Source organism: Rothia kristinae, from assembly GCF_016028855.1.
Lineage (GTDB): Bacteria > Actinomycetota > Actinomycetes > Actinomycetales > Micrococcaceae > Rothia > Rothia kristinae.
This window is the reverse complement of record NZ_CP065738.1, coordinates 2,218,231-2,243,658: the sequence shown is the minus strand read 5'-3', so window position 1 is coordinate 2,243,658 and position 25,428 is coordinate 2,218,231. Positions and strand designations below refer to the sequence as shown.

Below are 25,428 nucleotides of genomic sequence, written 5' to 3'. Positions count from 1 at the left end.
ATCCCGTCGTCAGACCTCATCCATGAACGCAAGGAGTCCGCAGCATCGTGCACAGCATCCCCAAGGTCCTGATCCGCGAATACGGGTCCCCGTTTCTCACGACGTCGGCGATCTTTCTCGGCGTCGTCCTGGGCATCCCGCAGGAGCGCTCCCAGAACTGGGCGCTGGTGCCGATCGTGATCGGCTTCGTGGCGGGTCTGGCGCTGCTGCCGCGGACGCTGGCCGATGCGAAGGACCCCGAGCTGGAGCGGGCCAAGTACTCCTCCCGCCGGATGATCCTCTGGCGGGCCCTCGTCCCGTTCCTGTTCGTCACCGCGTGGATCGCAGCGGCCTTCATCGTCAGCCGCACCGCGGCGACCTACCGCTTCAGCATCTTCGGCAACGCGACCCTGATGATCATCGTCCTCGCGGCCATGGCGGTGTTCTCCGCTGTGTCCTACCTCGCCGGGGTGCGCCGGATGGAGGAGATCGCGAGGGAGCGGGACGACGCGTCGCCCTCCCTCTAGCCGCGTGCCCGGGGCGGGACCGGTCTTGACTCTCCGGTTCCACCTCTGTTGTTCTGGAGATCACAGCACGCCGAGAGGAGACGGCCTGATGATGAGCCCGCCCTCCGCACCTGAGGCGCCGGCCCCCTGGAAGCTGGGGCTCCGCGGGCTCGCCCAGCCGCTCGGCGTGGTCGCGGCCGTGCTGGTGTGGACCGCGTTCCGCGGGGATGACCCGTGGATCGCGCCGTCCTCCCTGCTGGGCCTCGCCGTGGCCGTGGTCGTGGGCATCCTCATCGAGTGGGCCATGAATCGATGGATCCCCGAGGTCACCTAAACCCGCTACCGCCGCACCAGCCCGCAAGCGATCGGCTGGCGGATCGGCTGCGGGCTGGGCGCCTGGCTGGCCTGCCTGGCGCTGTTCGGCCTCATCGTGCTTCTCGGCGGGGCGGTGACCGCGGTGGACGGGATCATCCTCGGGGTGGAGCTGGCCGTCGGGGTGATCGCGGCGGCGCTCTGCTTCCGCTGGGAGCTGCGCCAGCTGCGCAGTCGGAGCGCCGCCGGGGAATAATCGGGGTTCCTGCGCGGCTGTGCTGGACGGCAGCGGCCCCGGAAGGGGCCCGACGCGACCCGAGAAGGAGCACACGCCATGACCGAGAAGGTCGAGTACTGGTTCGATCCCATCTGCCCGTGGGCCTGGATGACCTCCCGCTGGATGACCGAGGTGGAGGGCATCCGCGACGTCGAGGTCACCTGGAATCCCTTCAGCCTGAGCCTCCTCAACGAGGACAAGGACATCCCCGCCGACTACCGCGCCCACCTGGACCGCTCCCGGGGACCGGCCCGCGTGGCCATGGCCGTGCGCGAGACCCAGGGGCAGGAGAAGGTCAAGGCCTTCTACGACGCCGTCGGCACCGCGATCCACCCGGAGAACACCGGGGAGCAGGACGAGACCAAGCGCCTCCGCGAGGCCATCGAGCGGGCCCTGGAGCAGACCGGGCTGCCGGCGGAGCTGGCCGAGGAGGCCGAGAAGGACACCTACGACGACGCCCTGCGCGCCTCCAACGCCCGCGCGCTGAAGCTGGTCGGAGACGACGTCGGCGTGCCCATCATCGCGCTGGAAGGTGCGGCGTTCTTCGGCCCCGTCATGTCCCCGGCGCCGAAGGGCGAGGAGGCCGGAAAGGTCTGGGACGGGGCGCTCGCCCTGGCCTCCTACGAGGGGTTCTTCGAGCTGAAGCGCTCCCGCACCCGCGGACCGCAGTTCGACTGAGCCGCCCGACCCCGCCGCGAGCGAAGGCCCCGGCCGCCGATTCCCGATCCCGGGAAGGGCGGCCGGGGCCTGCGCGCATCGGGGCGGCTCCCGCGCCCTCGTGCCCGCCGGGGCTCACCCCCGGTCGGAGGATCCGCCGCGCGCCGCGCTCCGGGTCTCGCGCCGATCCTTCCGCTTCTGCGCCTTGCGCCGGCGCAGCGTCTGGCGGGCCGCCCACGTGTAGTTGATCGCGTCATCCGAGGTGTACTCGATCATCGCGAACACCTGGCTGGCCATCACCACGAACACCGCGTAGGTGATCGAGGAGTCCGCCGTCCCGTTGAACACCTCCACCGCGGTGGCCACGAAGCTGACCAGCAGCAGGGCCAGGCTGATCTGCCGGGCCCGGTACCGCCCGCGCACCACGTTGATCGCCAGCAGCACCTGCACCAGCGCGATCACGGCGATCGCCGCCGTCACCAGCGCAAGGGTCACATCCCACAGGTCGCTGCCCGTGTCCGCGGCGAAGGCCTCCGCCGCGTCGATCAGCCGCTGCTCGCGCACCGACCGGGTGAACTCCGGGGTGAACAGCCGGTACAGGCTGCGCCCCATCTGCAGCAGGGCCACCAGCGAGACCAGCGCCCCGGCCAGCCAGACCTGCGGCGGCGCCTTCTCGGCCAGCTGGGAGAGGTTCCGGTGTCCGCGCGGCCCGCGGGCCTGCTCCCCGGAATCCTCCTCGTGGTCCCCGGGCACCACCTCGTCCAGGTCCACGATGGGCAGGTTCCCGTCCGTGCGGATCTGGTCCCCGCCGCCGTTGCGGGAGTTGTACCCGCTCATGAACCCCTCCAGCACCCGGACCGAAGCCTCGGGGCTGGTGTAGCCAAGCGTCTGGACCACGTAGTCCCGCTCCAGGTCCGTGGCCGCATCCACCTTGTGGGTGACCTGCAGGGTGAACAGGGACAGCCCGACGGCGTTGTCGTAGGTCGCGGCCGCGACCCAGTCCGCCCGCTGCCCGCCCGGCAGCATCCAGCCCTCCGGGGTCTTCCAGAAGCGCACGTGATGGCGCTTGGACGGGTTGCCGTCCACCTCCTGCTGGTACGCGAAATCCTGGCGGCGCCCGAACAGCAGCAGCGGGGAGACCGGCGCGGACGGGTAGGAGCGCTTGGTCAGCGAGGAGATGATGATCTGCCACGAGCTCTTCAGCGTCACCGGCTCCGCCATCGTCCACCCGGCCCGGCGCATCGCCTCGTGGATGTCGTCCTCCTCCGCCAGGAACGCCAGGTTCACCGGATCCCCGAGCAGGCCGTCACCGGTCTGGGTGCGGCCGAAGAAGTAGTCCGGGACGTAGATGGTCGTCATGATCCGGTGGAAGCGCGGCAGGGTCAGGTACGCCGCCAGCCCCCAGAAGATCAGGATGAACAGCACCGACCACCAGCTCATGTGCACGTCCTGGGTCAGGGCCACCACGGCCAGCCAGATCGAGGCGAGCCCGGCCAGGATGAAGTAGACCTTATCCGGCCAGTCGTCGATCAGGCGCCGCTCGTCCTGCAGCTGCTGCTGCAAGCGGGTCTGCTGGGTCTGATCCGTATCCCCCTGGTACTCGGGGTAGTGCGGGTCCCGCCCGCGGCCCTCGGAGGTGGCGTAGCGGGACGGGCCGCGCCCGGCGGGCGAGGCTTCCGCCTCGACCGCCGGGCGCGGCTGCTCGGTCTCGGAGCGCTCAGCGGGCATCGGCGGCGTCCTCGGCGGCCAGGCGCACCGAGGCCACGGCCAGCTCCGCTCCGGTCTGCGCGAGCAGCCGCAGCCCGCGGACGTTGCCCGCGGCCTTCAGGTCCTCCGCGCCCTCGGCCAGCAGGTCCAGCACGGCCTGCTCGGCGCGCACGGTGGCCTCGAGGACCTCGGTGCGCTGCTTGACCTTCGCCTCGGACTTGGCCTTGCGCACCCCGGACAGGGCGCGGCCGACGACGTCGAGGACCTCCGCCTGCCCGGTCACGCCCGCGTAAGCCTGCGTGCTCGGCCACTCGGCCCGGTGCACCGAGGCGCCCTGCTCGACGCCGCCGCGCCACCAGGACCACACCTCCTCCGTCGCGAAGGGCAGGAACGGGGCGAACAGCCGCAGCAGCGCGTCCAGGGTCGTGGCCAGCGCCGCGTGCACCGAGGCCTGCTCGGCCGCACCGCGCCCGCCGTAGGCCCGGTCCTTGACCAGCTCCACGTAGTCATCCGTGAAGGTCCAGAAGAAGGTCTCGGTCAGCTGCAGGGCCTTGGCGTACTCGTAGTCCTCGAAGGCCTGCGTGGCCTCCCGCACCACCTGCTCCAGCCGGGCCAGCAGGGCCCGATCCAGCCCGTTGACCACCACCGTCGCGTCCGCGCCGCGGCCGATCACCGAATCCGCGGTGACCCCCTGCATGAGCACGAACTTGGAGGCGTTGAGCAGCTTGATCGCCAGACGCCGGCCGATCTTCATCTGCCCCTCGTCGTAGGCGGTGTCCGCCCCGAGGCGGGCCGAGGCGGCCCAGTAGCGCACGGCGTCGGCCCCGTACTTGTCCAGCACCTCGTGGGGCACCACCACGTTGCCCTTGGACTTGGACATCTTCTTCCGGTCCGGATCCAGGATCCACCCGGACAGGGCCGTGTGCCGCCACGGCACGGAATCCTCCAGGGAATCCGCGCGCACCGCGGTGGAGAACAGCCAGGTGCGGATGATGTCGTGGCCCTGCGGACGCAGATCCATCGGGAACGTGCTGGCGTGCAGCCCGTCGTCCTCGCCCCACCCGGTCGCGATCTGCGGGGTCAGGGAGGAGGTGGCCCAGGTGTCCAGCACATCCGGGTCCGCGGTGAACCCGCCGGGCTGATCCCGCTGATCCTCGGCGTAGCCGGCCGGAGCCTGCGCGGCCGGATCCACCGGCAGCTGCTCTTCGGTGGGCAGGACGGGGGAGGAGTAGTCCGGCTCCCCGTGCTCATCCACCGGGTACCACACGGGGAAGGGCACGCCGAAGAACCGCTGGCGGGAGACCAGCCAGTCCCCGTTCAGGCCCTCCACCCAGTTCTCGTACCGGCTGCGCATGAACGCGGGGTGCCAGGAGATCTCCCGGCCCCGCTCGATCATCGTCCTCCGCCGGTCCTCGTCGCGACCGCCGTTGCGCAGGTACCACTGCCGGGAGGTCACGATCTCCAGGGGCTTGTCCCCCTTCTCGTAGAACTTCACCGGGTGGGTGATCCGCCGCGGCTCACCCTCCATCTCCCCGTTCTCCCCGAGCATCTCCACCACGGTCTTCTGCGCGGTGAACACGGTGGCCCCGGCGATCCGCTCGTAGCGGGCCCGGGCGTCCTCGTCGGTGATCCATTCCGGGACCTCCCGGGCGAAGCGCCCGTCCCGGCCGATCAGCGCGCGGGTCGGCAGATCCAGCTCCCGCCACCAGGTCACGTCCGTGGTGTCGCCGAAGGTGCAGATCATCGCGATCCCCGCGCCCTTGTCCGGCTGCGCCAGCTCGTGGGCCTTCACCGGAACCTCGACGCCGAACAGCGGCGAGGTCACGGTGGTGCCGAACAGCTCTCGGTACCGCTCATCCTCCGGGTGCGCCACCAGGGCCACACAGGAGGGCAGCAGCTCCGGGCGGGTGGTCTCGATCCACACCTTCTGCCCGTCGGGCCGGTGGAAGGAGATCCGGTGGTAGGCGCCCTCGCGCTCCTTGTCCTCCAGCTCCGCCTGGGCCACCGCGGTGCGGAAGGTGACGTCCCACATGGTCGGGGCCTCGGCCATGTAGGCGTTGCCGGCCGCCAGATCCCGCAGGAACGCCCGCTGGGAAACCCGGCGGGAATGGGCGTCGATGGTCCGATACGTGCGATCCCAGTCCACGGACAGGCCCAGGGTCATGAACAGGTGCTCGAAGACCTTCTCGTCTTCGACCGCCAGCTCCTCGCACAGCTCGATGAAGTTCTGCCGGGAGATCACATCCCAGTCCCGCTGGTTGCGCGCCGGCTTCTCCGGCGGGCGATACCCCTCCACGTACGGCTTCGACGGGTCGCAGCGCACCCCGTAGTAGTTCTGCACCCGCCGCTCGGTCGGCAGGCCGTTATCGTCCCAGCCCAGCGGGTAGAACACGTTCTTCCCGCGCATCCGCTGGTAGCGGGCGATCACATCCGTCTGCGTGTAGGAGAACATGTGTCCCACGTGCAGGGAGCCCGACGCCGTGGGCGGGGGAGTGTCGATGGAGTAGACCTGCTCGCGGCTGGTCTGCGCGTCGAAGGCATAGGTCCCAGCCTTCCGCCAGGCCTGCGAGTACTTCTCCTCCAGGCCCTCCAGTCCGGGCTTGTCGGGGACGGTGGTGCGTGCGGGCGCGTCTGTGCCCTGGTTGATCTCAGCCATGCCGCCCATTGTCTCACGCACGCCGCCGTGAGCCGTCGGCCCACCGGGCCCGGCTCCACCCGGTCCGGATCGGCTCCGGCCCGGTCAGTCCAGCTCGGTGAACTTCCGATCCCAGGAGGCCCGCACCGGATTCGCCCCGGCCAGCAGCGCGTCGAAGCGGTCGTTGGCGATCTCCACGATCTGTGTCAGCGCCACCCGGTGCTCCTGCGCGGCCGAGTTGGCCAGGCGCCGCACCCCCGAGCGCAGCACCCGATCCACCGAATCCGTGGTGGACAGGTACGCCACCCACGGCATCCCGAAGCGCTCGCGGTACTGGGCGGCCAGCTCCTGCAGGGCCGCCAGCTGCGCATCGTCCAGGTCCTCCAGCCCCAGGGAGCCGCGGTCCCGGGAGATCCGGGCGTGCTCCTCCTCGGGGGCGGTGATCAGCTGGGCCATGTCCGGGTAGTCGTGAATCAGGGCCTCGCGCCGCTGGCGGGGCGCGGTGAGCACGGCCACCTGGATCGCCTCGCGCAGCGCGGCGACGTCGGCGAAGGGTCGGGACTCCCAGGCCTGCTCCAGCGGCCAGGTCTCGCGGTTGAACAGCTCACCCAGGGCGCGCACGAAGCCCTCCCGGTCCAGGGCGTTGATCTGCTCCAGGGTCAGACCCTCGCCCTCCGGGGAGCGAGCGATGAGCCCGCCGCTCTGGCGACCCACGTGGAAGAACAGCAGGTTCAGCACGATGGCCGTGATGGACCCGGCGATCATCCCGGAGGAGAGCAGTATCTGCGCCCAGGAGGGCAGCACCTGGGCGATCTCCGGCTTGAAGGTCACCAGCATCGCCAGCGACAGGGCGGTCGTGACGATCACCGCGTTGCGGTTGTCGGACATGTCCGCCCGCCCGATGGTCTGCATCCCCACCCACGCGACGTTGGCGAACAGCGCCAGGGAGGCAGCACCCAGCACCGGCGAGGGGATCGAGGCGACGACGGCCCCGGCCTTGGGCAGCAGCCCGAGCACGATCATCAGGACCGCCGCGGCCGCGGCCACCCACCGGGATTTCACCCCGGTGATGCGCACCAGGCCCACGTTCTGGGCGAAGCAGGTGTACGGGAAGGAGTTCAGCACCCCGCCCAGGGTCGTGGAGACGCCGTCGGCCCGGATCGCCGCGGTCACGTCCTTCGCCCGGATCCGCTTCTTCACGATCTCCCCGGTGGCGAACACGTCCCCGGTGGTCTCCACCATGGTGATCATCATGACGATGACCATCATGAGGATCGCCGAGACGCTGAACTGCGGGATGCCGAAGTAGAAGGGGGTCGTGATGCCCAGGGCATCGGCCCGACCCACCTCGTCCAGGTGGGCATCGCCCAGCAGCAGGGCGACCGCGGTGCCGGCCACCAGCCCGATCAGCACCGCGAGGGTGCCCAGGAACCCGTGGAAGAAGCGCTGGACCAGCACGATCACCAACAGGGTGCCCGCGGCGTAGGCGATGGCCCTGGCGTCCGGGGCGTCCTGGGCGTGGTCCACGACGTCGTTCGCGGAGACCGCCAGCAGCGAGGTGCCCATGCACAGCAGCACCGAGCCGGTGACCACCGGCGGGAAGAAGCGCAGCAGCCGGGAGAAGACCGGGGCGGCGAAGAACGTGAACAGCCCGGAGACGATCACGGCCCCGTAGATCATCGGCAGGCCCTCGACGCCGCCGCGCCCGTCCGTGGCCCCCAGCCCGATCGCGATGATCGGGGCGACGGCGGTGGTGGTGACGCCCTGGATGATGGGCAGGCGCACCCCGACCCGGCGACCCAGACCCACCGACTGGATCAGGGTGGCCAGACCGCAGGTCAGCAGATCCGCGTTGATCAGGTGGATCGTCGTGGCCGCATCCAGGTGCAGGGACTGGGCGATCAGCAGCGGCACGATCACCGCGCCGGCGTAGAATGCCAGGACGTGCTGGACGCCCAGCGCCGCCAGGCGGGGGAACGGAGGGACGCGGTCGACCGGGTGGCGCACGGGCGCGGATGCAGGGAGGCTCACCCCATCGAGGGTACCGCCGCAGAAGACCTCCCATCGTCCGGGTCACACGATCGTCATCCGGGCGTCGCTAGGGTGGGGGACATGAGCGAGACCACCGCATCGAGCACCACCCGCACCGCCGTCGTCACCGGAGCGTCTTCCGGGATCGGGCGGGAGACAGCCCGTCAGCTGCGCGCCGAGGGCTGGACCGTGTACGCCGCGGCCCGCCGCGCCGAGCGCCTGGAGGAGCTGGCCGAGCAGACCGGGGTGATCCCGCACCCCCTGGACGTCACCGATCCCGAGGCGGTGGCGGCCCTGGCCGAGCGGGTGCGGCGGGAGCACGGACCGCTGGACGCGCTGCTGAACATCTCCGGCGGCGCGATCGGCATGGACGCCGTGGCCGACGGCGATCCCGAGGACTGGCGGGCCATGTACGAGGTCAACGTCCTGGGCACCCTGAACACCGTCCGCGCCTTCCTGCCGGACCTGCGCGCCAACGGGCGCGGCACCGTGCTGAATCTGACCTCCACCGCCGCGGAGGCCGGCTACGAGGGCGGCGGCGGCTACAACGCCGCGAAGTTCGCCGAGCGCGGCCTGACCGAGGCGCTGCGCCTGGAGGAGGCCGAGCACAACGTGCGCGTGATCGAGATCCGCCCGGGGATGGTGCGCACCGAGGAGTTCTCCCTGAACCGGCTGGGCTCCCGGGAAGCCGCCGATGCCGTGTACCGCGGGGTCGAGCAGCCGCTGACCGCCGAGGACGTCGCCCGCGTCAACGTCCTGGCCGTGACCCTGCCGCACCACATCGCCCTGGACACCGTGACCCTGCGCCCGGTGGCCCAGGCCGCCCAGCACAAGGTCATCCGCCGGGACCCCTCGTGAGCGGGCACCGGCCGGCCCGGCCGGACACCCAGGACCCGCTGGACCCGGACGAGCGGCGGGCCCTGTCCGGGGTGCACCTGGTGGTGTGCGGGCATGGCACCCGCAGCGCGCTGGGCCAGCGGACCATGGCCGCCCTGGTGGATGCGATCCGCTCCCTCGCCCCCGGACCGGTGCACGCCGCCTCGGTGGACGTGCAGGAGCCCTCCGCCGACGCGGTGGTCGGCGCCCTGCCCCCTGATCGCCCGGGGGTCATCCAGCCGCTGCTGCTGTCCACCGGCTACCACACGCGGGTGGATCTGCAGAACGCTGCCCGGCGGCATCCCGGACTGCGCCGCGGACACGGCATGGTCGTGGCCCGGGCCCTGGGCCCGGACCCGGTTTTGGCGGCCCTGCAGGTGCGGCGGCTGCGAGAGGCCGGGTGGAGCCCCGAGGTAGAGCCGGGCGCCGTCGTCATGGGGGCGGCCGGCTCCTCGGTGACCGCCGGCCGGCGGGCCGCCGCCCGGCAGCGGGACCTGCTCGCCGATGCCCTGGGCCTGCCGGTGCACCTGGGCTACGGCGCCGGCCGGCCCAGCATCGCCGAGGTCGTGCGCGCCGCCGGCAGCGAGGCGGATGCGGTGGCCTGCTCCTCCTATCTGCTCACCCCGGGGACCTTCCAGGACCGGCTGGCCGCCGCCGGTCCGCAGCGCCTGGCCGGACCCCTGGTGGAGGCCGAGGACGAGGCGGGGCTGCGCGCCGTCGCCCTGCTGGCCCTGCGCCGGGCCGCGGCCGCCGCCGGGGGCGGCGAGGTCGAGGTCGAGACCCAATCCACCTGATCCCGGCACCGACGGCGCCCCGGGCGGCCCCCGCCTCGCCGGACGCGCGCCCCGGGGTGCTCGCGCGGCATCATGTTTCGCTCGGATCACCTCAGATGACGCCGCGCGTCCCCGCGTTGTTCCGTGTTGAGCCGATTTTTCCGCTCACCGCGGGGGTTCCCTAGGGTCGAACCATGTCAGGTACCGCACCGGCTGCGCAGCCCACCCCGAAGCGCAAGCGCGCCGCCAAACCGAACGGCCAGTGGAAGATCGACGGACGCGCCCCGCTGAACCACAACGAGGAGTTCAAGCTCGAGGACGACGGACTCAACGTGCGGGAGCGCATCGAGTCCGTCTACGCCCGCGAGGGATTCGACGCGATCGCCGATGACGACCTGCACGGCCGGTTCCGGTGGTGGGGGCTGTACACCCAGCGCCGCCCCGGCATCGACGGCGGGCGCACCGCCAAGCTGGAGACCTCCGAGCTGGAGGACCGGTACTTCATGATGCGGGTGCGCATCGACGGCGGTGCGCTGACCCTGGAGCAGCTGCGCGTGATCGCGGGGATCTCTGAGGAGTTCGGCCGCGGCACCGCGGACGTCACGGATCGGCAGAACATCCAGCTGCACTGGGTGCAGATCGAGGACGTCCCGGAGATCTGGCGGCGTCTGGAGTCCGTGGGCCTGTCCACGACGGAGGCCTGCGGGGACGTCTCCCGCGTGATCCTCGGCTCGCCCGTGGCCGGAGTGGCCGCCGAGGAGATCCTGGATCCCACCCCGACCATCCGGGAGATCAAGGAGCGCTTCATCGGGGACCCCGAGCTGTCCAACCTGCCGCGCAAGTTCAAGACCGCCGTGACCGGTCACCCCAGCCAGGACGTGGTGCACGAGATCAACGACATCTCGCTGGTCGGGGTGGTCCACCCCGAGCTGGGGGCCGGCTATGACCTGTGGGTCGGCGGCGGGCTGTCCACCAACGCCCATCTCGCCCAGCGCCTGGGCGCCTTCGTCGCCCCGGAGCACGCGGCCGAGGTCTGGCTCGGGGTCACCAGCATCTTCCGGGACTACGGCTACCGCCGCCTGCGCAACCGGGCCCGGCTGAAGTTCCTCATGGCCGACTGGGGTCCCGAGAGGTTCCGCGAGGTCCTGGAGGAGGAGTATCTCGGCTGGCGCCTGCCGGACGGGCCCGCCCCGCAGCGCCCGACCCGCACGGGCGATCACGTGGGGGTGCACCGGCAGAAGGACGGCCGATACTACGTCGGGCTGTCCCCGGTGGTCGGGCGCGTCGGCGGGCGGCTGCTGAACCGATTGGCCGACCTCATGCAGGACCACGGCGCGGGCCGGCTGCGGCTGACCCCCTACCAGAAGATCGTGGTCCTGGACGTTCCGGAGGACGACGTCGAGGCCTTCGTCGCGGGAGCCCGGGAGATCGGCCTGGAGGCCGAGCCGTCCCTGTTCCGCCGCACCACGATGGCCTGCACGGGCATCCAGTTCTGCAAGCTGGCGATCGTGGACACCAAGGACACCGCCGAGGGGGTCATCCGGGACCTGGATGAGCGCCTGGCCGACGTGGCCGAACGGCTGCCCGAGCAGCTGACCCTGCACATCAACGGCTGCCCCAACTCCTGCGCGCGCATCCAGACCGCGGACATCGGGCTGAAGGGCCAGATCATCACGGATGAGGTCGGGGAGCAGGTGCCCGGCTTCCAGGTGCACCTGGGTGGGGAGTTGTCCGGGTACGCCAACGACGGCGGGGTCACCGGGCGCACCGTGCGCGGGCTGAAGGTCCCGGCCACGGGCATCGCCGACTACGTGGAGCGCCTGGTGCGCTCCTACCTGCGCCACCGGCAGGACCCCGAGCAGGGCTTCGCGGACTGGGCGCGCACCGCCGATGAGGAGCTGGTGGCGTGAGCCTGCCCGTCGGCCTGCGGCTGGCGGGTCGGACGGTGCTCGTCGCCGGCGGCGGCCCGGTGGCCGAGCGGCGGGTCCGGGCCCTGCTGATCGAGCGGGCCCGGGTGCTGCTGGTGGCCCCGGAGGTCACCGAGGAGCTGGCGCGTCTGGCCGATCAGGACCCCCACCTGGTGTGGCACCGGCGCCGGGCCGCGGCCGCGGATCTGGACGGGGTGTGGCTCCTGTTCGCTCACACGAGCAGCCCGAGGGCCCAGCGGGAGCTGGCCGAGGCCGCCGAGAGCCGTCGGATCTTCGCCGTGATCGGCGGCGATCCCCAGGCCTCGACCGCGTGGTCCGCGGCCGCCGCCCGGGCGCACGGGGTGAGCGTGGGCGTCAACGCCGCCGCGGATCCCGCCCGAGCCAAGGCCGTGGCCGCCTGGATCCAGGCGCGCCTGGAGACGGGGGAAGCCCCGGTCCGGGCCCGTCGGGAGCAGGTGCTGGAATCCCCGGACGAGTCGCGGCTGCCTCCCGGCGGCGTGGCGCTGGTCGGCGGTGGCCCCGGAGATCCCGGCCTGCTCACCGTGCGCGGGCGGCACCTGCTGGCCGATGCCGACGTCGTGGTGGCGGATCGGCTCGGTCCGGTGGATCTGCTGCCGCGCCTGGCCGAGCACGCCCGGATCATCGACGTCGGCAAGCGCGCCGGGTACCACAAGGTCACCCAGGACCGGATCAATGCGACCCTCGTGGAGGAGGCCCGGAAGGGCCTGCGGGTGGTCCGCCTGAAGGGCGGGGACCCGTTCGTCTTCGGCCGCGGGGGCGAGGAGGAGGAATACTGCGCGGCCCACGGGGTGCCCGTGGAGGTCGTGCCCGGGATCACCTCCGCCGTATCCGTGCCGGCAGCCGCCGGGATCCCGGTGACCCATCGGAACCTCTCCCACGGCTTCAGCGTGGTCACCGCGCACACCGAGCTCCCGGTGGTCCCGCACGACAGGGCGCATACTCTCATCCTGCTCATGGGCGTGCGCCGACTGGCCGACACCTCCCGGCACCTGATCGAGCTGGGCCACGACCCGCTCACCCCGGTCGCGATCGTCGAACGCGGCTGGACCCCCGAGCAGCGCACCACGGTGGGCACCCTGGAGACCATCGCGCAGCTGGCTCGGCGGCGCGGGGTCCGCGCCCCCGCGGTGATCGTCGTCGGGGACGTGGCCGCGATGGGCGCCTCGACCGACTGAACTCGGCCCACACCAGAAGGGGCCGGGCGGGGCGGGACGAGCCGGGCGGCAGCGGGCGGGTGCCTCAGGCCTCGCGCGCGACCCGCAGGCCGGCGCGGATCATCGGGATCTGCAGCGGCAGGCGGGCCAGGGTGATGATCCGGCGCGCGGGGGAGTCGTGCCGGGCATCCCAGGCCATCTGGACGTTGCCGGGCCACACTGCCAGGTAGAGCCCGACGGCCGCCCGCCCGCCGATCCGGCGCGTGCGGTGCCTGGCCAGCAGGGCGGCCACGGTGAGCTCCGCAGCCCCCGAGCCGTAGGTCCAGGCGCGGGCCGAGCCGGGAAGGGCCGGGGGAATCAGGGGGTCGAAGGCACCCGCGCGGAGGAAGTGCAGCAGGCCCATCCCGGTCAGCGCCCCGGCCTGGAGGCGGGCCGACCGTGCGGCGCGGGGGTGGGCGGATGGGGTCGGGGTCTTGCGGGAATCGGCCATGCATCCACCGTAGTCGCGGCGGGGGCGCGGTCGGCGTTAGACACCCCGGAGCGGGCGGGCCTACACTGGGGCCAGTGCGATGACCCGGCCATCACCGGCGAGCAATCCGGAAGAACGGGCGGTACCTGCCGACCCCCACCGAAGCGCTGCGGCGCGGGGGAAGGCGGAACAGATACAGCCTCATTAGACCCGGACGGGCAGGCCCGTCACAGCCGACGAATGAAGCGGTCGAGGACCGTCGAGAACCTCCCGCGGCGGCCCCTGTGCGCCGCCGCGGGCTCCTCGGCCCCGGCAAGTGAGGTGGTACCGCGTGCGCGGTCCGGGACCCGAACGGTCCCGCGGCGGCGGGCGTCCTGACGAGCAAGAGACCCGACCAGCCTCAGGATGTCCGCGTGAGCAGCCACTACCCCAAGTCCTCCGCCGCAGGCGACGCCGTCCCCGCCTCCCCCTCCTTCCCCGCGATCGAGGAGGCCGTGCTCTCCCACTGGGAGCAGGACGGCACCTTCCAGGCCAGCATCGACCAGCGCGAGAACCCGGACGGACCCACCGACGAGTTCGTGTTCTACGACGGGCCGCCCTTCGCCAACGGCCTGCCCCACTACGGCCACCTGCTCACCGGCTACGTCAAGGACCTCGTGGCTCGCTATCAGACCATGCGCGGGCACAAGGTGGACCGCCGCTTCGGCTGGGACACCCACGGGCTGCCGGCCGAGCTGGAGGCCATGAAACAGCTGGGCATGACGGACAAGAAGCAGATCGAACAGATGGGCATCGACCGCTTCAACGACGCCTGCCGCTCCTCCGTGCTCAGGTACACCGACGAGTGGCAGAAGTACGTCACCCGCCAGGCCCGCTGGGTGGACTTCGAGAACGACTACAAGACGCTCAACGTCGAGTATATGGAATCGGTCATCTGGGCCTTCAAGCGGCTGCACGAGAAGGGCCTGACCTACCAGGGCTTCCGCGTGCTGCCGTACTGCTGGAAGGACGAGACCCCGCTGTCCAACCACGAGCTGCGCATGGACGACGACGTCTACCAGGACCGGCAGGACCCCACGGTGACCGTGGCCTTCGAGGTCACCGAGGACACCTCCCTGGCCGCCGAGCCCGACGTCGCCCGCCAGCTGGCCGGTGCCCACCTGCTGGCCTGGACCACCACGCCCTGGACCCTGCCGACCAACGAGGCGATCGCCGTCGGCCCGGACATCCGCTACGTGCTGGTGGAGGGTGCCGGTGAGCGGGCCGGGGCCCGCTACGTGGTCGCCGAGGACCTGCTGGCCGAGTACGCGAAGGACCTCGGGTACGCCGACGCCGAGGATCCGGTCGCCACGGCCCGGGCCGGCGTCGTGCGGACCTACGACGGCGCCCAGCTGGCCGGGGTGCGCTACGCGCCGCTGTGGGATCACTTCGTCGACGCCGAGACCTACGGCACCGGCAACGCCTGGCAGGTGCTGGTCGCGGACTACGTGACCACCACCGACGGCACCGGGCTGGTCCACCAGGCCCCCGCCTACGGTGAGGACGACCAGAAGGTCTGCGAGGCCCACGACATCCCCGTGGTGCTCTCCGTGGACGAGGGCGCGAAGTTCCTGCCGCTGTTCGCCGAGCCCACCGCCTCCGGGGACGACACCCTGACCGGGATCGCCGGGGTGCAGGTCTTCGAGGCCAACCGCACCGTCATCAACGCGCTGAAGGCCAAGGGCGCGCTGATCCGGGAGAAGTCCTACGTGCACTCGTATCCGCACTGCTGGCGCTGCCGCAACCCCCTGATCTACCGGGCCATCACCTCCTGGTACGTGTCGGTGACCGAGTTCAAGGACCGCATGGTCGAGCTCAACGAGCAGATCAACTGGATCCCCGGCAACGTCAAGCACGGCCAGTTCGGCAAGTGGCTGGAGAACGCCCGGGACTGGTCCATCTCCCGCAACCGCTACTGGGGCTCGCCGATCCCCGTGTGGGTCTCGGATGACCCGAACTACCCGCGAACCGAGGTCTACGGTTCGCTCGCGGAGCTGGAAGAGGCCTTCGGGCGCCTGCCGCTCAACCACGACGGAGAGCCGGATCTGCACCGGCCGTTCATCGACGAGCTGACCCGGCCCAACCCGGATGACCCGACGGGGAAGTCCACGATGCGCCGCGTCCCGGACGTGCTGGACGTGTGGTTCGACTCTGGGTCCATGCCCTACGCCCAGGTGCACTACCCCTTCGAGAACAAGGAGTGGTTCGAGCACCACTACCCGGCGGACTTCATCGTGGAGTACATCGGGCAGACCCGCGGCTGGTTCTACACCCTGCACATCCTGGCCACGGCCCTGTTCGACCGGCCCGCGTACAAGAACGTGGTCTCCCACGGCATCGTGCTGGGCTCGGACGGGCAGAAGATGTCCAAGTCCCTGCGCAACTACCCGGACGTCTCCGAGGTCCTGGACCGGGACGGCTCCGATGCGATGCGCTGGTTCCTGATGTCCAGCCCCATCCTGCGCGGGGGCAACCTCATCGTCACCGAGCGCGGCATCCGCGAGGGCGTGCGCCAGGTGATGCTGCCGCTGTGGAACGTGTACCACTTCTTCACCTTGTACACGAACGCGGCCTTCGACGGGGAGGGCTACGAGGCCCGGCCCCGCTACACCTCGGACCACGTGATGGACCGATTCATCCTGGCCCGCACCCGCCAGCTGATCACGGACGTCACCGCGGCGATGGACGCCTACGACGTGTGGAGCGCCTGCGAGCACCTGCGTCACTACGCCGACGCCCTGACCAACTGGTACGTGCGCCGCTCCCGCCAGCGCTTCTTCGACGAGGACATCGTCGCCTTCGACGTGCTGTGGACCTGCCTGGAGACGGCGTGCCGGGTGGCAGCGCCCCTGCTGCCGCTGACCGCCGAGGAGATGTGGCGCGGGCTGACCGGGCGCCGCTCGGTGCACCTGGCCGACTGGCCGGACGCCGGGGCCTTCGCCGAGGAGGCGGATCTGTCCGAGCTCATGGACACCACCCGGGCCGTGTGCTCGGCCGGTTCGGCGCTGCGCAAGGCCCACCGGCTGCGCGTGCGCCAGCCCCTGGCCTCCCTGACCGTCGCCGCGCCGCGCGGGGCGGACCTGGCGGGTACCTACGCGGACATCATCGCCTCAGAGCTGAACATCAAGACGGTGACCGTGCTAGACGCCGAGCAGACCTCAGCCGAGGACTACGGCATCTCCCGCAGCCTGAAGGTCAACGCCCGGGCCGCCGGACCCCGGCTGGGTCGGCTCGTGCAGCAGGCCATCCGCGCTGCGAAGGCGGGGGACTGGCGGACCGATGGCGACGGGGTCGTGGTGGGCTCCGAGACCCTCGAGGAGCCCCTGGGCCTGCAGCCCGGTGAGTTCGAGCTGGAGACCGTGGTGGACGAGTCCGCCGGGACCGAGCGGGCCGTGGCCGTGATCGACGGCGGCTTCCTCGTCCTGGACACGCACCTGACCCCGGAGCTTCAGGCTGAGGGCACCGCCCGGGACGTCATCCGCGCGATCCAGCAGGCCCGCAAGGACGAGGACCTCATGGTCTCGGACCGGATCCGCACCGTGGTGATCGCCGACGCCGCGACCCTCGCGGCCGTGGAAGCCCACGCCGAGCTGGTGACGGCCGAGACCCTGACCGAGGACCTCGTCCTGGAGCCGGGCGAGGGCCTGCACGTGACCGTGACGACCGAGGACTGAGCCAGAGCATGAGCGAGCAGCCCTTCCGCGAGGAGCAGGATCCCCGCGAGGACCACGACGGCGCCGAGCCGCAGCCCGCGCCTTTCCCCCCGGAGCTGGATCCGCTGGATCCGCACTTCGGCGGGGAGGAGGAGCTGGAGGACGAGGACGAGGCGATCGCCCGCGAGCTGACCGAGATGGAGCGCACCGGCTCCTCCTCCCCGGTGCCCCACGGCATCGGGGAGGACCTCGAGGCGGATCTGCCGCACCTGGCCCCGGACCCGGGCGAGGACGCGTTCTCCGCGGAGTCGGTGGCCGCGGAGCTGCGCGGGCGTGCCCCGGAGACCCAGATGGCCCCGCGCCTGGACGCGATGCGCCTGGCCATGGACCTGCTGGGGGATCCCGCTCATGCGGCCCCGGTGATCCACCTGACCGGCACCAACGGCAAGACCTCGACGGCCCGGATGGTCGAGGCCCTGCTGATGGCCCACGATCTGCGGGTCGGGCGCTACACCTCCCCGCACCTGGAACGCGTCACCGAACGGATCGCCGTGGACGGCGCCCCGATCGACGACGCGACCTTCGTGCGCACCTGGGACGAGATCCGGCCCTTCCTGCTCCTGGCCGACCAGCGGCTCACCGAGCGCGGGGAGGTGGCGCTGACCGAGTTCGAGGCGATGACCGTGCTGGCCTTCGCCGTGTTCGCCGAGGCCCCCGTGGACGTCATGGTCCTGGAGGTGGGTCTGGGCGGTCGCTGGGACGCCACCAACGTCGCCGATGCCGCGGTCTCCGTGCTCACCCCGATCGACCTGGACCACACCCGCATGCTCGGGGACACCGTGGAAGAGATCGCCCGGGAGAAGGCCGGGATCATCAAGCCCGGCGGCTTCCTCGTCTCCTCCGCCCAGCGTCCGGCCGCGGCCGAGATCCTGCTGGAGGCGGCCCGGGAGGCCGGGGTTCCGTTCCGCTTCGGCGGCGTGGAGTTCGGGGTGCGCTCCCGGGTCCCGGGAACCGGCGGTCAGGTGCTCGCGGTGCAGGGGCTGGCCGGGGTCTACGAGGACCTGGCGCTGCCCCTGGCGGGGGAGCACCAGGCGGACAACGCCGCACTGGCCATCGCCGCCGTCGAGGCCTTCCTGGGCGGGGGAGAACGCGAGCTGAACGTCGAGCTGGTGCGGGCGGGCCTGGCGGCCGTGCGCTCCCCGGGCCGCATGGAGACGGTGCGCACCGCCCCGACCGTCATCATCGACGCCGCGCACAACCCGCACGGGCTGCTCGCGCAGGTGCGCGCCATCGAGGAGACCGTGCCCGCCCGGGAGCTGGAGATCGTCCTGGGGATCCTGGCGGATAAGGATGCGGCGCAGATGCTGCGCATCCTGCGCGAGTCCTACGCCGAGTCCGAACGCTTCGACGCCCGCCTGTACATCAGCGCCTCCCACTCCCCGCGGGCCATCGACCCGGAGGAGCTGGCGCGCCTGGCCGTGGCGGAGGGCTTCGACGAGGACGCCGTGCAGGCCTTCGCCGGCCTGGACGAGGCGATCACCGCGGCCGTCTCCGATGCCGCCGTGCGCGAGGAGCTGGACGCCGCCGTGCTGATCACCGGCTCCGTGACCGTGGCCGGGGAGGCCCGGATGCTGCTGGGCCCGCTGCCGGAATCCGGTCTGACGGGAGCCGACGGGGAGCCGACCGGAGGGGAGGAGGGCCCGTGGCTCGGCTGACGCGCGCGCAGCGGGAATGGCGGCCCGGACAGGTCAAGAAGCCCAGCTCCGTGCGGATGATGTTCGCCTCCACCGTGCTGGTCCTCGAGGCCCTCGTGGTGTTCTTCGCGACCCTGGCGTTCTTCGGCCTCTCGGTCTTCCACGCGGGGGCGGGCCTGAAGACGGCGGTGATGATCGGGGGCCTGATCTTCGCGGCGGCCTTCGTCGCCCTGTGCGCCCTGCTGCGCAGGCCCTGGGGGTACACCGCCGGCTGGGTGCTGCAGGTGCTGCTGGTGGCCACGGGGTTCCTGGTGCCGGCGATGTTCTTCATCGGCGCGTGCTTCCTGGCCTGCTGGTGGTATTCGATGGTCGTGGGCGCGCGCCTGGACCGGGAGAAGGCCGAGCGCTTCGAGGCCGAGCAGGAGTGGGAGCGCACCCACGGGCGCGCGTGAGCGCGACCGATGAGGGCCTGCGGGCCCTGGAATCCCGGACGGTCTTCGCCGGCTGGGCGGCTCGGCCCGCCGACGCCGTGCGCGACGTCGCCGCGGCCGGACGGGTCCTGACGGGCCTGCTGCGCGGTGCCGACCCCGCACCGAGCGTGGTGGTGACCGGCTCCAAGGGCAAGGGGCAGACCGCCGCGGAGATCGCCTGGCGCCTGCAGGCCTGCGGGCTGCGCGTCGGGCTGGTCAGCTCCCCGGGGATCATCTCCAACCGGGACCGCTTCGTCCTGGACGGGAAGGTGCTGCCCGCCGCGGCCTACCGCGACGGCCTGGACCACTTGGCCGCCGTCCTGCCCGAGGCGACCCCGGCCCCCGGCGCGTATCTGGCGCCCACGGACCTGTTCACGGTGCTGGGACACGCGATGCTGCGCGCGGCCGGGGCGCAGGTCGTAGTCCACGAGGCCGGGATGGGCGGGGCCCACGACGCCGTGAGCCTGTTCGACCCGGTGGCCGTGGCCCTGACCCGGATTCTCCCGGAGCACCTGGACGTGTTCGGACCGAGCCTGATGCACGTGGCCCAGGAGAAGATCGGCCTGGTGCACGGGCCAGCCCCCGTGGCCAGCGTCCCGCAGGCGCCCGGCCCGGACCGGCTCCTGCGCCGGACCTGCGCCCGCCACGCAGCACCCCTGGTGGTGGTGCCCGCGGGTGACTTCCTCGTGGAGAACGAACGGGTCGCGCTGGCCGCGGCGCGCGCGGCGGCCCGCGCCCTGGGCGTGGACGAACCGCCGGAAGGCTTCGGGTCCAGCCCGGTGCGTCGGCCCGGGCGCGGCAGCGCCCACCGCCTTCCGGACGGCTGCCTGCTGGTCGTGGACGCGGGAATCGACGCGGCAGGGGCGGCCCACGCGCTGGAGGCCGCGCGGGCCGTCTCCGATGCGGGGCGGGTGCAGCGGGTGTGGTGGTCCGTGCCGATGACCAAGGACTGGCGGGCCATCGCCGATCTGCTGGATGACCGCGGCGTCGAGCACGCCTTCGTGGACCTGGGGCGGGACGGGCACCTGGACTACCGGCTGCCCGGTGAGCTGACGGAGAGGGTCCCGGTGATCGGGCTGGCGCAGCTGCTGGAGCGGATTCGGCCGGGCCGGGACGCCGCCTCCGATCCGACGCGGGTCGAGCTCGCGCTGGGCACGATCTCCTTCGGCACGGCCGTGCTGCGGCAGCTGGGGGTGCAGGTGCGGCGGCTGTGGAGCCTCGAGACCCCGCGCGGCTGACCCTCCGCCTCCGCCGTGGCGCGGGTGCGGCTGGCTAGGATGGACTCAGACCGTCCGCACGTCTTCCGGATCAGGAGGATCCCATGACCGAACGCTCCCTCGTCCTCGTCAAGCCCGACGGCGTGGAACGCAACCTCATCGGCGCGGTGCTCTCGCGCATCGAGACCAAGGGCTACCGCATCGCCGAGCTGCGGATGCTCACCCCCTCCCGGGAGATCCTGGAGCAGCACTACGCCGAGCACGCCGGCAAGCCGTTCTTCGAGCCGCTGGTGCGCTTCATGGGCTCCGGGCCCGTCGTGGCCGCGGTGATCGAGGGGGACCGCTGCATCGAGGGCCTGCGCACCATCATGGGCCCCTCCGAGCCGACCACCGCCCCGGCCGGCACGATCCGCGGGGACCTCGGCCGCGACTGGGGCGAGGACGTGCAGAAGAACCTCGTGCACGGCTCGGACTCCCCGGAATCCGCCCAGCGCGAGATCGGCATCTGGTTCGGCTGAACCGCCGCCTGTGCGCCGCCGCTGCGCCCCGCCCGGGGCAGCACCCCGCGGCTGGCTCGGTGTCGTGAACTACGACGGGGCCCGCCCCGACCACCGCGTGAAGCGGTGCGTCGGGACGGGCCCCGTCCGTGCCTGCGGGCGACCCGCGCGGGTCGCACCCGGCGCCTAGAACATGCCCATGATCACCGAGAAGAACCGGATGAAGATGATCCCGAACAGCACCAGCAGGATCATCACGGTGAGGAACCAGGCCCAGCCGGTCATCGCCGAGGCGACCCGCCGCGGCACGGGGATCACCCCGGTGCGCATGTTGTGCACCGTGACATGCACGAACAGCGTGGTCTGCATGATCCACACGATCATGCAGTACAGGCACAGCGCGTCGATGCGGAAGGTGGTCTGGTACCACAGCCAGCAGATGAACACGAAGCCCAGGGTCACCCCGATCTGCACGCACCACCAGTACCAGCGGGCCAGGCGCGCCCCGGCGAGCATCGCCGTCGCGATGGTCAGGATGATCGCGTAGGCGACGATGCCGATCAGCGGATTCGGGAAGCCGAAGGCCGCGGCCTGGCTGGTGCGCATGACGGTGCCGCAGTTGACCAGGGAGTTCAGGTCGCAGCTGGAGACGTGGCCGGCATCCACGTAGATCTGCAGCCGCTCCCACACCAGCATCGCCGCGGCGAAGAAGCCGACGGCGCCGGTCACGACCATCAGCCAGGCCAGGCGCCGACGCTGGGGGAGCGTCTCGGTCCCCTCCGCCGCGGAATCCTCGGGGAGTTCGGTCACTGCTGCGCTCACGCGGGCACCTTCTTCATGGGTCGGGGATGATCCGGTGGCGCCGGGGCGCCGCCGGTGGGCGTGCGTCGGTCATCTTAGCGGCGTCGACCGTGCGTCTCCTGGATGTGTCCTGCACGCACCGGGGCCCCGCCCCTCCCTCCCGCGGCGGGGGTGTGCGATACTGGGGGAGGCCGAGGGCCGCGCCGCACGCGGTCTCCTCCGGTCCGATGTGCCGCCGACGGGTGCCGTGCACCGCCTGGCAGCGCTCCAGCGAGCGCCCGGGCGAAGACCACCCGGGCAAGACTCCCGTGAGACTGCGGAGCTCGGCGCGACCATCGGCCCACCCACCGCGGCCCGCGGGGAGATGATCCCCGGCGGGGCCTGATCGCCGGGCGATGCCACGGCTGGAGAGACGGTGCTGGGCAGCCAGACGACTTCCGGCTCGTCCCGCCCGCCTTAGGGCGGGGCGCCGACCGGCCACCATCCGCGGCGGCGGACCGGGTGCGGCACGGCTCCGCGGCCGCACCACAGGAGCATCCGCAGACGATGAGCACCCAGAACGACGGCGCCGCCCCCCGGGGCGAGGACGCCGAGACCGCACCCGCCGCCTCCTCCGTCCCGGAGGTCGCCGCCGACCCGTTCGGCGCGACCTCCGTGCTGTTCAAGGCCCCGGACATCGAGGAGCTGAAGGCCGCGGCCCTGGCGAAGAAGCAGCAGGAGAAGGCCGAGCTCGAGGCCGCCGAGGACGAGCCGCAGGACGACGGCGAGGTCGTTGCCCGCAAGCGCCGTCGGCGGCGCCGCGGAGACACGGACCTGGAGCTGGTGGACGAGGAGGAGGACCCCAACACCGTCACCAAGGTCCGCACCCCGCGCATCGTCGAGTCCACCTCGGCCGACGCCGTGACCTCCGTGAAGGGCTCCACGCGCCTGGAGGCCAAGCGCCAGCGCCGTCGGGAATCCCGCGCCTCCGGGCGCCGTCGGCACGGAATCACCGAGGCCGAGTTCCTGGCTCGTCGGGAGTCCGTGGACCGGCAGATGATCGTGCGCCAGAAGGACGAGCGCATCCAGATCGGCGTCCTGGAGGACGGGGTGCTGGCCGAGCACTTCGTGTCCCAGACCCAGCAGGACTCCCTGATCGGCAACGTCTACCTCGGGAAGGTGCAGAACGTGCTGCCCTCCATGGAGGCGGCGTTCATCGACATCGGCCGCGGGCGCAACGCGGTGCTCTACGCCGGTGAGGTCAACTGGGACGCCGCGGGCCTGGACGGCGCGCCCCGGCGCATCGAGCGGGCCCTGAAGTCCGGGGACTCCGTGTTGGTGCAGGTCACCAAGGATCCGATCGGGCACAAGGGCCCCCGGCTGACCTCGCAGATCTCCCTGCCCGGGCGCTTCCTCGTCTACGTCCCCGGCGGGTCCATGACCGGGATCTCCCGGAAGCTGCCGGACACGGAGCGGGCCCGGCTGAAGAAGATCCTCAAGGACCACCTGCCCGACGGCGCCGGCGTCATCGTGCGCACCGCCGCGGAGGGCGCCAGCGAGGAGGACCTCGCCCACGACATCAACCGACTGCGGGTGCAGTGGGAGGAGATCCAGAAGAAGGCGAACTCCCGCAAGACCACCGCCCCGGAGCTGCTGTCCCAGGAGCCGGACCTGTCCATCAAGACCGTGCGCGACGTGTTCAACGAGGACTTCTCCGCGATGGTCGTGCAGGGTCAGGAGGCCTGGGACTCCATCGAGGCGTACGTGACCTACATGGCCCCGGATCTGGTGGGACGGCTGCGGCAGTGGACCGAGGAGGAGGACGTCTTCGACCACTACCGGATCGAGGAGGGCCTGGCCAAGGCCCTGGATCGCAAGGTGTTCCTGCCCTCCGGCGGCTCCCTGGTCATCGACCGCACCGAGGCGATGACCGTGATCGACGTGAACACCGGCAAGTTCACCGGCTCCGGGGGCAACCTGGAGGAGACCGTCACCAAGAACAACCTGGAGGCCGCCGAGGAGATCGTGCGCCAGCTGCGCCTGCGCGACATCGGCGGGATCATCGTCGTCGACTTCATCGACATGGTCCTGGAGTCCAACCGGGACCTGGTGCTGCGGCGTCTGGTGGAGTGCCTCGGGCGGGACCGCACCAAGCACCAGGTGGCCGAGGTGACCTCGCTGGGTCTGGTGCAGATGACCCGCAAGCGCATGGGCACCGGTCTGCTGGAGGTCTTCTCCGAGCCCTGCGAGGCCTGCGACGGCCGCGGCGTCGTCGTGCACGACGAGCCGCTGAAGGGCCGCTCGGGCGGTCACGGCTCCGAGACCCACCACCGCCATGACCGGCACGACCGCAAGCGGTCCCGCAACCGCCAGCAGCGCGAGGAGACCCCCCGCAACCCGCAGGACGACGCGCGCGCCGAGGCCGCCCGCACGGCCTTCGCGACCATCGCCGCGGCCTCCTCCAAACACGAGGACGACGCAGAGGACCAGGAGCGCACCCAGCAGGCGGCGTCTTCCGGGGACTCGGTCGAGCAGCACGACGGCGCGGGACAGGAGTCCAAGGCCGCCAAGAAGCGCAAGCGCCGCAAGCGCGGCGGACGCTCCCGGGGCGAGCAGGCCGAGACGCAGCAGGGCGAGTCCTCGCAGAACGGGTCCCAGGCCCAGGGCGAGACGGCCCACGCCGCGGATGGACGCGACGAGGCTGGCTCCGGCCACGGTCTGCCGGAGGACCCGGACATGGTCGTGACCATCCACGGTGAGGTCGTCTCCCTGCCCCACGGCGAGGAGCGGCAGCCGGACCAGGAGCGGGAGCGCTCCGAGCGGTCCCTGGACCTGGATTCGCTGAGCGAGGCCTTCGAGCGCCGGGCGCCCCGGGAAGAGGCCGGGCGCGGAGAGTCCGGAACCGAGGACTCCCGCCGCAGCGAGACGTCCCGCGGTCACTCCCGCCGGGGACGGGACCGGGACGACTCCGCCTCGTCGGCGGGGGAGGAGACCGGGCTGCCCGCCCCGCGCCGGGCCGGGAGCACCCGCTCCGCACGCGCCGGGCGCACGCGCCGGGAGGACAGCCGCCGGGCCGGACGCGAGGCCGCCGACGCCGCGCGCCAGGCCGCACTCGAGGCCCTCGAGGACATGAAGCCCGGCCGGCGCTCGCGCCGCTCGGAGCAGACCGAGCGCGGCGGACAGTCCGGCGCAGAGAACTCCGGCTCCGCGACGTCCGGCACCGGGAAGTCCGACGCCGGGCAGTCCGGTTCCGCTCAGGAGCGGGGCGGGCGCACCCGGGGCGAGGACCGGCAGGAGCAGGGCCGCCGGTCCGGGACCTCCCGCACCCCCCGGCGGGCCCAGTCCCCGGCGCGGACCGCGCAGGACCCGGCCGAGCAGCGGCCCACGGTCACCGGAGTCGCCACCCCGGGCGCCTCGCGCCGCTCCGAGCAGCCGGATCAGGCCCAGGAGTCCGCCCAGGCCGCACTAGCTGCCCCGGCGCAGGAGGAGCGGGCCCGGCCGGCCTCCGCCTCCCGCCCCAAGCGCCGTTCCCGTCGGGCCAGCTCCGACGGCGGGCAGGGCGGGAGCATCGTCGCCGGTCAGCAGGGCGAGGCCTCGGGGGTCCGGGTCGCCACGGCCGCGGCCGCCCCCAGCACCGACGGCACCACCGCCGCGGCCGCACAGGCCGAGGAGGTCATGATGCTCGGCGTCGGCGTGAAGGCCGAGGACATCCGCCGGCCCGAGTGACCCGCGGCCGAGCGGCGTCGCGGCCGC

18 protein-coding genes are annotated in these 25,428 nt (G+C 72.1%); 13 read left to right on the top strand and 5 right to left on the bottom strand.

Translation table 11 applies throughout. The features are described from left to right. Positions 1-47 precede the first annotated feature (47 nt). The 3 genes from I6G21_RS09865 to I6G21_RS09855 all read left to right on the top strand — a co-directional run bounded on the left by I6G21_RS09865 (position 48) and on the right by I6G21_RS09855 (position 1,752). Positions 48-506 carry a hypothetical protein gene (locus tag I6G21_RS09865; RefSeq protein ID WP_058730253.1) on the top strand — a complete coding sequence of 153 codons (459 nt, stop codon included), beginning with the start codon at positions 48-50 and terminating at the stop codon, positions 504-506. A gap of 88 nt (positions 507-594) precedes the next feature. Beyond that, entirely contained in the window at positions 595-819 is a 225-nt protein-coding gene (locus I6G21_RS09860; protein ID WP_064725389.1) for a hypothetical protein, read from the top strand. Between the two features lie 312 nt (positions 820-1,131). Beyond that, complete coding sequence (locus I6G21_RS09855; RefSeq protein ID WP_064725388.1) at positions 1,132-1,752, top strand: mycothiol-dependent nitroreductase Rv2466c family protein; 621 nt, start codon at positions 1,132-1,134, stop codon at positions 1,750-1,752. A 114-nt stretch (positions 1,753-1,866) separates the two neighbouring features. On the opposite strand, the gene I6G21_RS10760 is transcribed toward I6G21_RS09855, so the two are convergent. The 3 genes from I6G21_RS10760 to I6G21_RS09840 all read right to left on the bottom strand — a co-directional run bounded on the left by I6G21_RS10760 (position 1,867) and on the right by I6G21_RS09840 (position 8,104). Continuing rightward, the gene (locus I6G21_RS10760; RefSeq protein ID WP_232238445.1) at positions 1,867-3,459 is read right to left on the bottom strand and encodes an LssY C-terminal domain-containing protein; all 1,593 of its coding nucleotides are present in this window, start codon (positions 3,457-3,459) and stop codon (positions 1,867-1,869) included. Next, entirely contained in the window at positions 3,449-6,094 is a 2,646-nt protein-coding gene (gene valS, locus I6G21_RS09845) for a valine--tRNA ligase (RefSeq protein WP_064725387.1), read from the bottom strand. The genes I6G21_RS10760 and valS overlap by 11 nt, the downstream gene beginning before the upstream one ends. An 84-nt stretch (positions 6,095-6,178) precedes the next feature. Then, on the bottom strand, positions 6,179-8,104 hold the full coding sequence (locus I6G21_RS09840) for a solute carrier family 23 protein (RefSeq protein ID WP_058730256.1): 1,926 nt from the start codon (positions 8,102-8,104) through the stop codon (positions 6,179-6,181). 81 nt (positions 8,105-8,185) lie between these two features. Here I6G21_RS09840 and I6G21_RS09835 point away from each other — a divergent pair, with 81 nt between their 5' ends. The 4 genes from I6G21_RS09835 to cobA all read left to right on the top strand — a co-directional run bounded on the left by I6G21_RS09835 (position 8,186) and on the right by cobA (position 12,877). Continuing rightward, entirely contained in the window at positions 8,186-8,962 is a 777-nt protein-coding gene (locus I6G21_RS09835; protein ID WP_058730257.1) for an SDR family oxidoreductase, read from the top strand. Further along, the gene (locus tag I6G21_RS09830) at positions 8,959-9,774 is read left to right on the top strand and encodes a sirohydrochlorin chelatase (RefSeq protein WP_058730258.1); all 816 of its coding nucleotides are present in this window, start codon (positions 8,959-8,961) and stop codon (positions 9,772-9,774) included. The genes I6G21_RS09835 and I6G21_RS09830 overlap by 4 nt, the downstream gene beginning before the upstream one ends. A 173-nt stretch (positions 9,775-9,947) precedes the next feature. Continuing rightward, positions 9,948-11,663, top strand: a complete 1,716-nt coding sequence (locus I6G21_RS09825; RefSeq protein WP_064725386.1) for a nitrite/sulfite reductase — start codon at positions 9,948-9,950, stop codon at positions 11,661-11,663. After that, positions 11,660-12,877, top strand: coding sequence for a uroporphyrinogen-III C-methyltransferase (cobA, locus tag I6G21_RS09820; RefSeq protein ID WP_061225661.1), 1,218 nt, complete (start codon positions 11,660-11,662; stop codon positions 12,875-12,877). The genes I6G21_RS09825 and cobA overlap by 4 nt, the downstream gene beginning before the upstream one ends. Positions 12,878-12,941: 64 nt before the next feature. On the opposite strand, the gene I6G21_RS09815 is transcribed toward cobA, so the two are convergent. Beyond that, on the bottom strand, positions 12,942-13,346 hold the full coding sequence (locus I6G21_RS09815) for a DoxX family protein (RefSeq protein WP_197939447.1): 405 nt from the start codon (positions 13,344-13,346) through the stop codon (positions 12,942-12,944). Between the two features lie 392 nt (positions 13,347-13,738). Here I6G21_RS09815 and ileS point away from each other — a divergent pair, with 392 nt between their 5' ends. The 5 genes from ileS (at position 13,739) to ndk (ending at position 20,916) form a co-directional block, all read left to right on the top strand. Then, positions 13,739-17,038: an isoleucine--tRNA ligase gene (gene ileS / locus I6G21_RS09810; RefSeq protein WP_064725384.1), complete on the top strand. Its 3,300-nt coding sequence runs from the start codon at positions 13,739-13,741 to the stop codon at positions 17,036-17,038. A gap of 8 nt (positions 17,039-17,046) precedes the next feature. Next, entirely contained in the window at positions 17,047-18,732 is a 1,686-nt protein-coding gene (locus I6G21_RS09805; protein WP_064725383.1) for a bifunctional folylpolyglutamate synthase/dihydrofolate synthase, read from the top strand. Then, the gene (locus I6G21_RS09800; RefSeq protein WP_058730715.1) at positions 18,720-19,163 is read left to right on the top strand and encodes a DUF4233 domain-containing protein; all 444 of its coding nucleotides are present in this window, start codon (positions 18,720-18,722) and stop codon (positions 19,161-19,163) included. The genes I6G21_RS09805 and I6G21_RS09800 overlap by 13 nt, the downstream gene beginning before the upstream one ends. Continuing rightward, positions 19,160-20,419: a folylpolyglutamate synthase/dihydrofolate synthase family protein gene (locus tag I6G21_RS09795; protein WP_064725382.1), complete on the top strand. Its 1,260-nt coding sequence runs from the start codon at positions 19,160-19,162 to the stop codon at positions 20,417-20,419. The genes I6G21_RS09800 and I6G21_RS09795 overlap by 4 nt, the downstream gene beginning before the upstream one ends. A gap of 83 nt (positions 20,420-20,502) precedes the next feature. Next, positions 20,503-20,916, top strand: coding sequence for a nucleoside-diphosphate kinase (ndk, locus tag I6G21_RS09790; protein ID WP_058730713.1), 414 nt, complete (start codon positions 20,503-20,505; stop codon positions 20,914-20,916). Between the two features lie 165 nt (positions 20,917-21,081). Here the strand turns inward: ndk and I6G21_RS09785 are convergent, their stop codons facing one another. After that, positions 21,082-21,717: a vitamin K epoxide reductase family protein gene (locus I6G21_RS09785; RefSeq protein ID WP_224799522.1), complete on the bottom strand. Its 636-nt coding sequence runs from the start codon at positions 21,715-21,717 to the stop codon at positions 21,082-21,084. A gap of 360 nt (positions 21,718-22,077) precedes the next feature. On the opposite strand from I6G21_RS09785, the gene I6G21_RS09780 reads away from it, so the two are divergent. Further along, entirely contained in the window at positions 22,078-25,401 is a 3,324-nt protein-coding gene (locus I6G21_RS09780; protein ID WP_456239057.1) for an Rne/Rng family ribonuclease, read from the top strand. The last annotated feature ends 27 nt before the right edge of the window (positions 25,402-25,428 follow it).

Coding starts and splice junctions, on each gene's coding strand:
- I6G21_RS09860 (WP_064725389.1), top strand. CDS start 595: ATGATGAGCCCGCCCTCCGCACCTGAGGCGCCGGCCCCCTGGAAGCTG.
- I6G21_RS09855 (WP_064725388.1), top strand. CDS start 1,132: ATGACCGAGAAGGTCGAGTACTGGTTCGATCCCATCTGCCCGTGGGCC.
- I6G21_RS10760 (WP_232238445.1), bottom strand. CDS start 3,459: ATGCCCGCTGAGCGCTCCGAGACCGAGCAGCCGCGCCCGGCGGTCGAG.
- valS (WP_064725387.1), bottom strand. CDS start 6,094: ATGGCTGAGATCAACCAGGGCACAGACGCGCCCGCACGCACCACCGTC.
- I6G21_RS09835 (WP_058730257.1), top strand. CDS start 8,186: ATGAGCGAGACCACCGCATCGAGCACCACCCGCACCGCCGTCGTCACC.
- I6G21_RS09825 (WP_064725386.1), top strand. CDS start 9,948: ATGTCAGGTACCGCACCGGCTGCGCAGCCCACCCCGAAGCGCAAGCGC.
- I6G21_RS09815 (WP_197939447.1), bottom strand. CDS start 13,346: ATGGCCGATTCCCGCAAGACCCCGACCCCATCCGCCCACCCCCGCGCC.
- I6G21_RS09805 (WP_064725383.1), top strand. CDS start 17,047: ATGAGCGAGCAGCCCTTCCGCGAGGAGCAGGATCCCCGCGAGGACCAC.
- ndk (WP_058730713.1), top strand. CDS start 20,503: ATGACCGAACGCTCCCTCGTCCTCGTCAAGCCCGACGGCGTGGAACGC.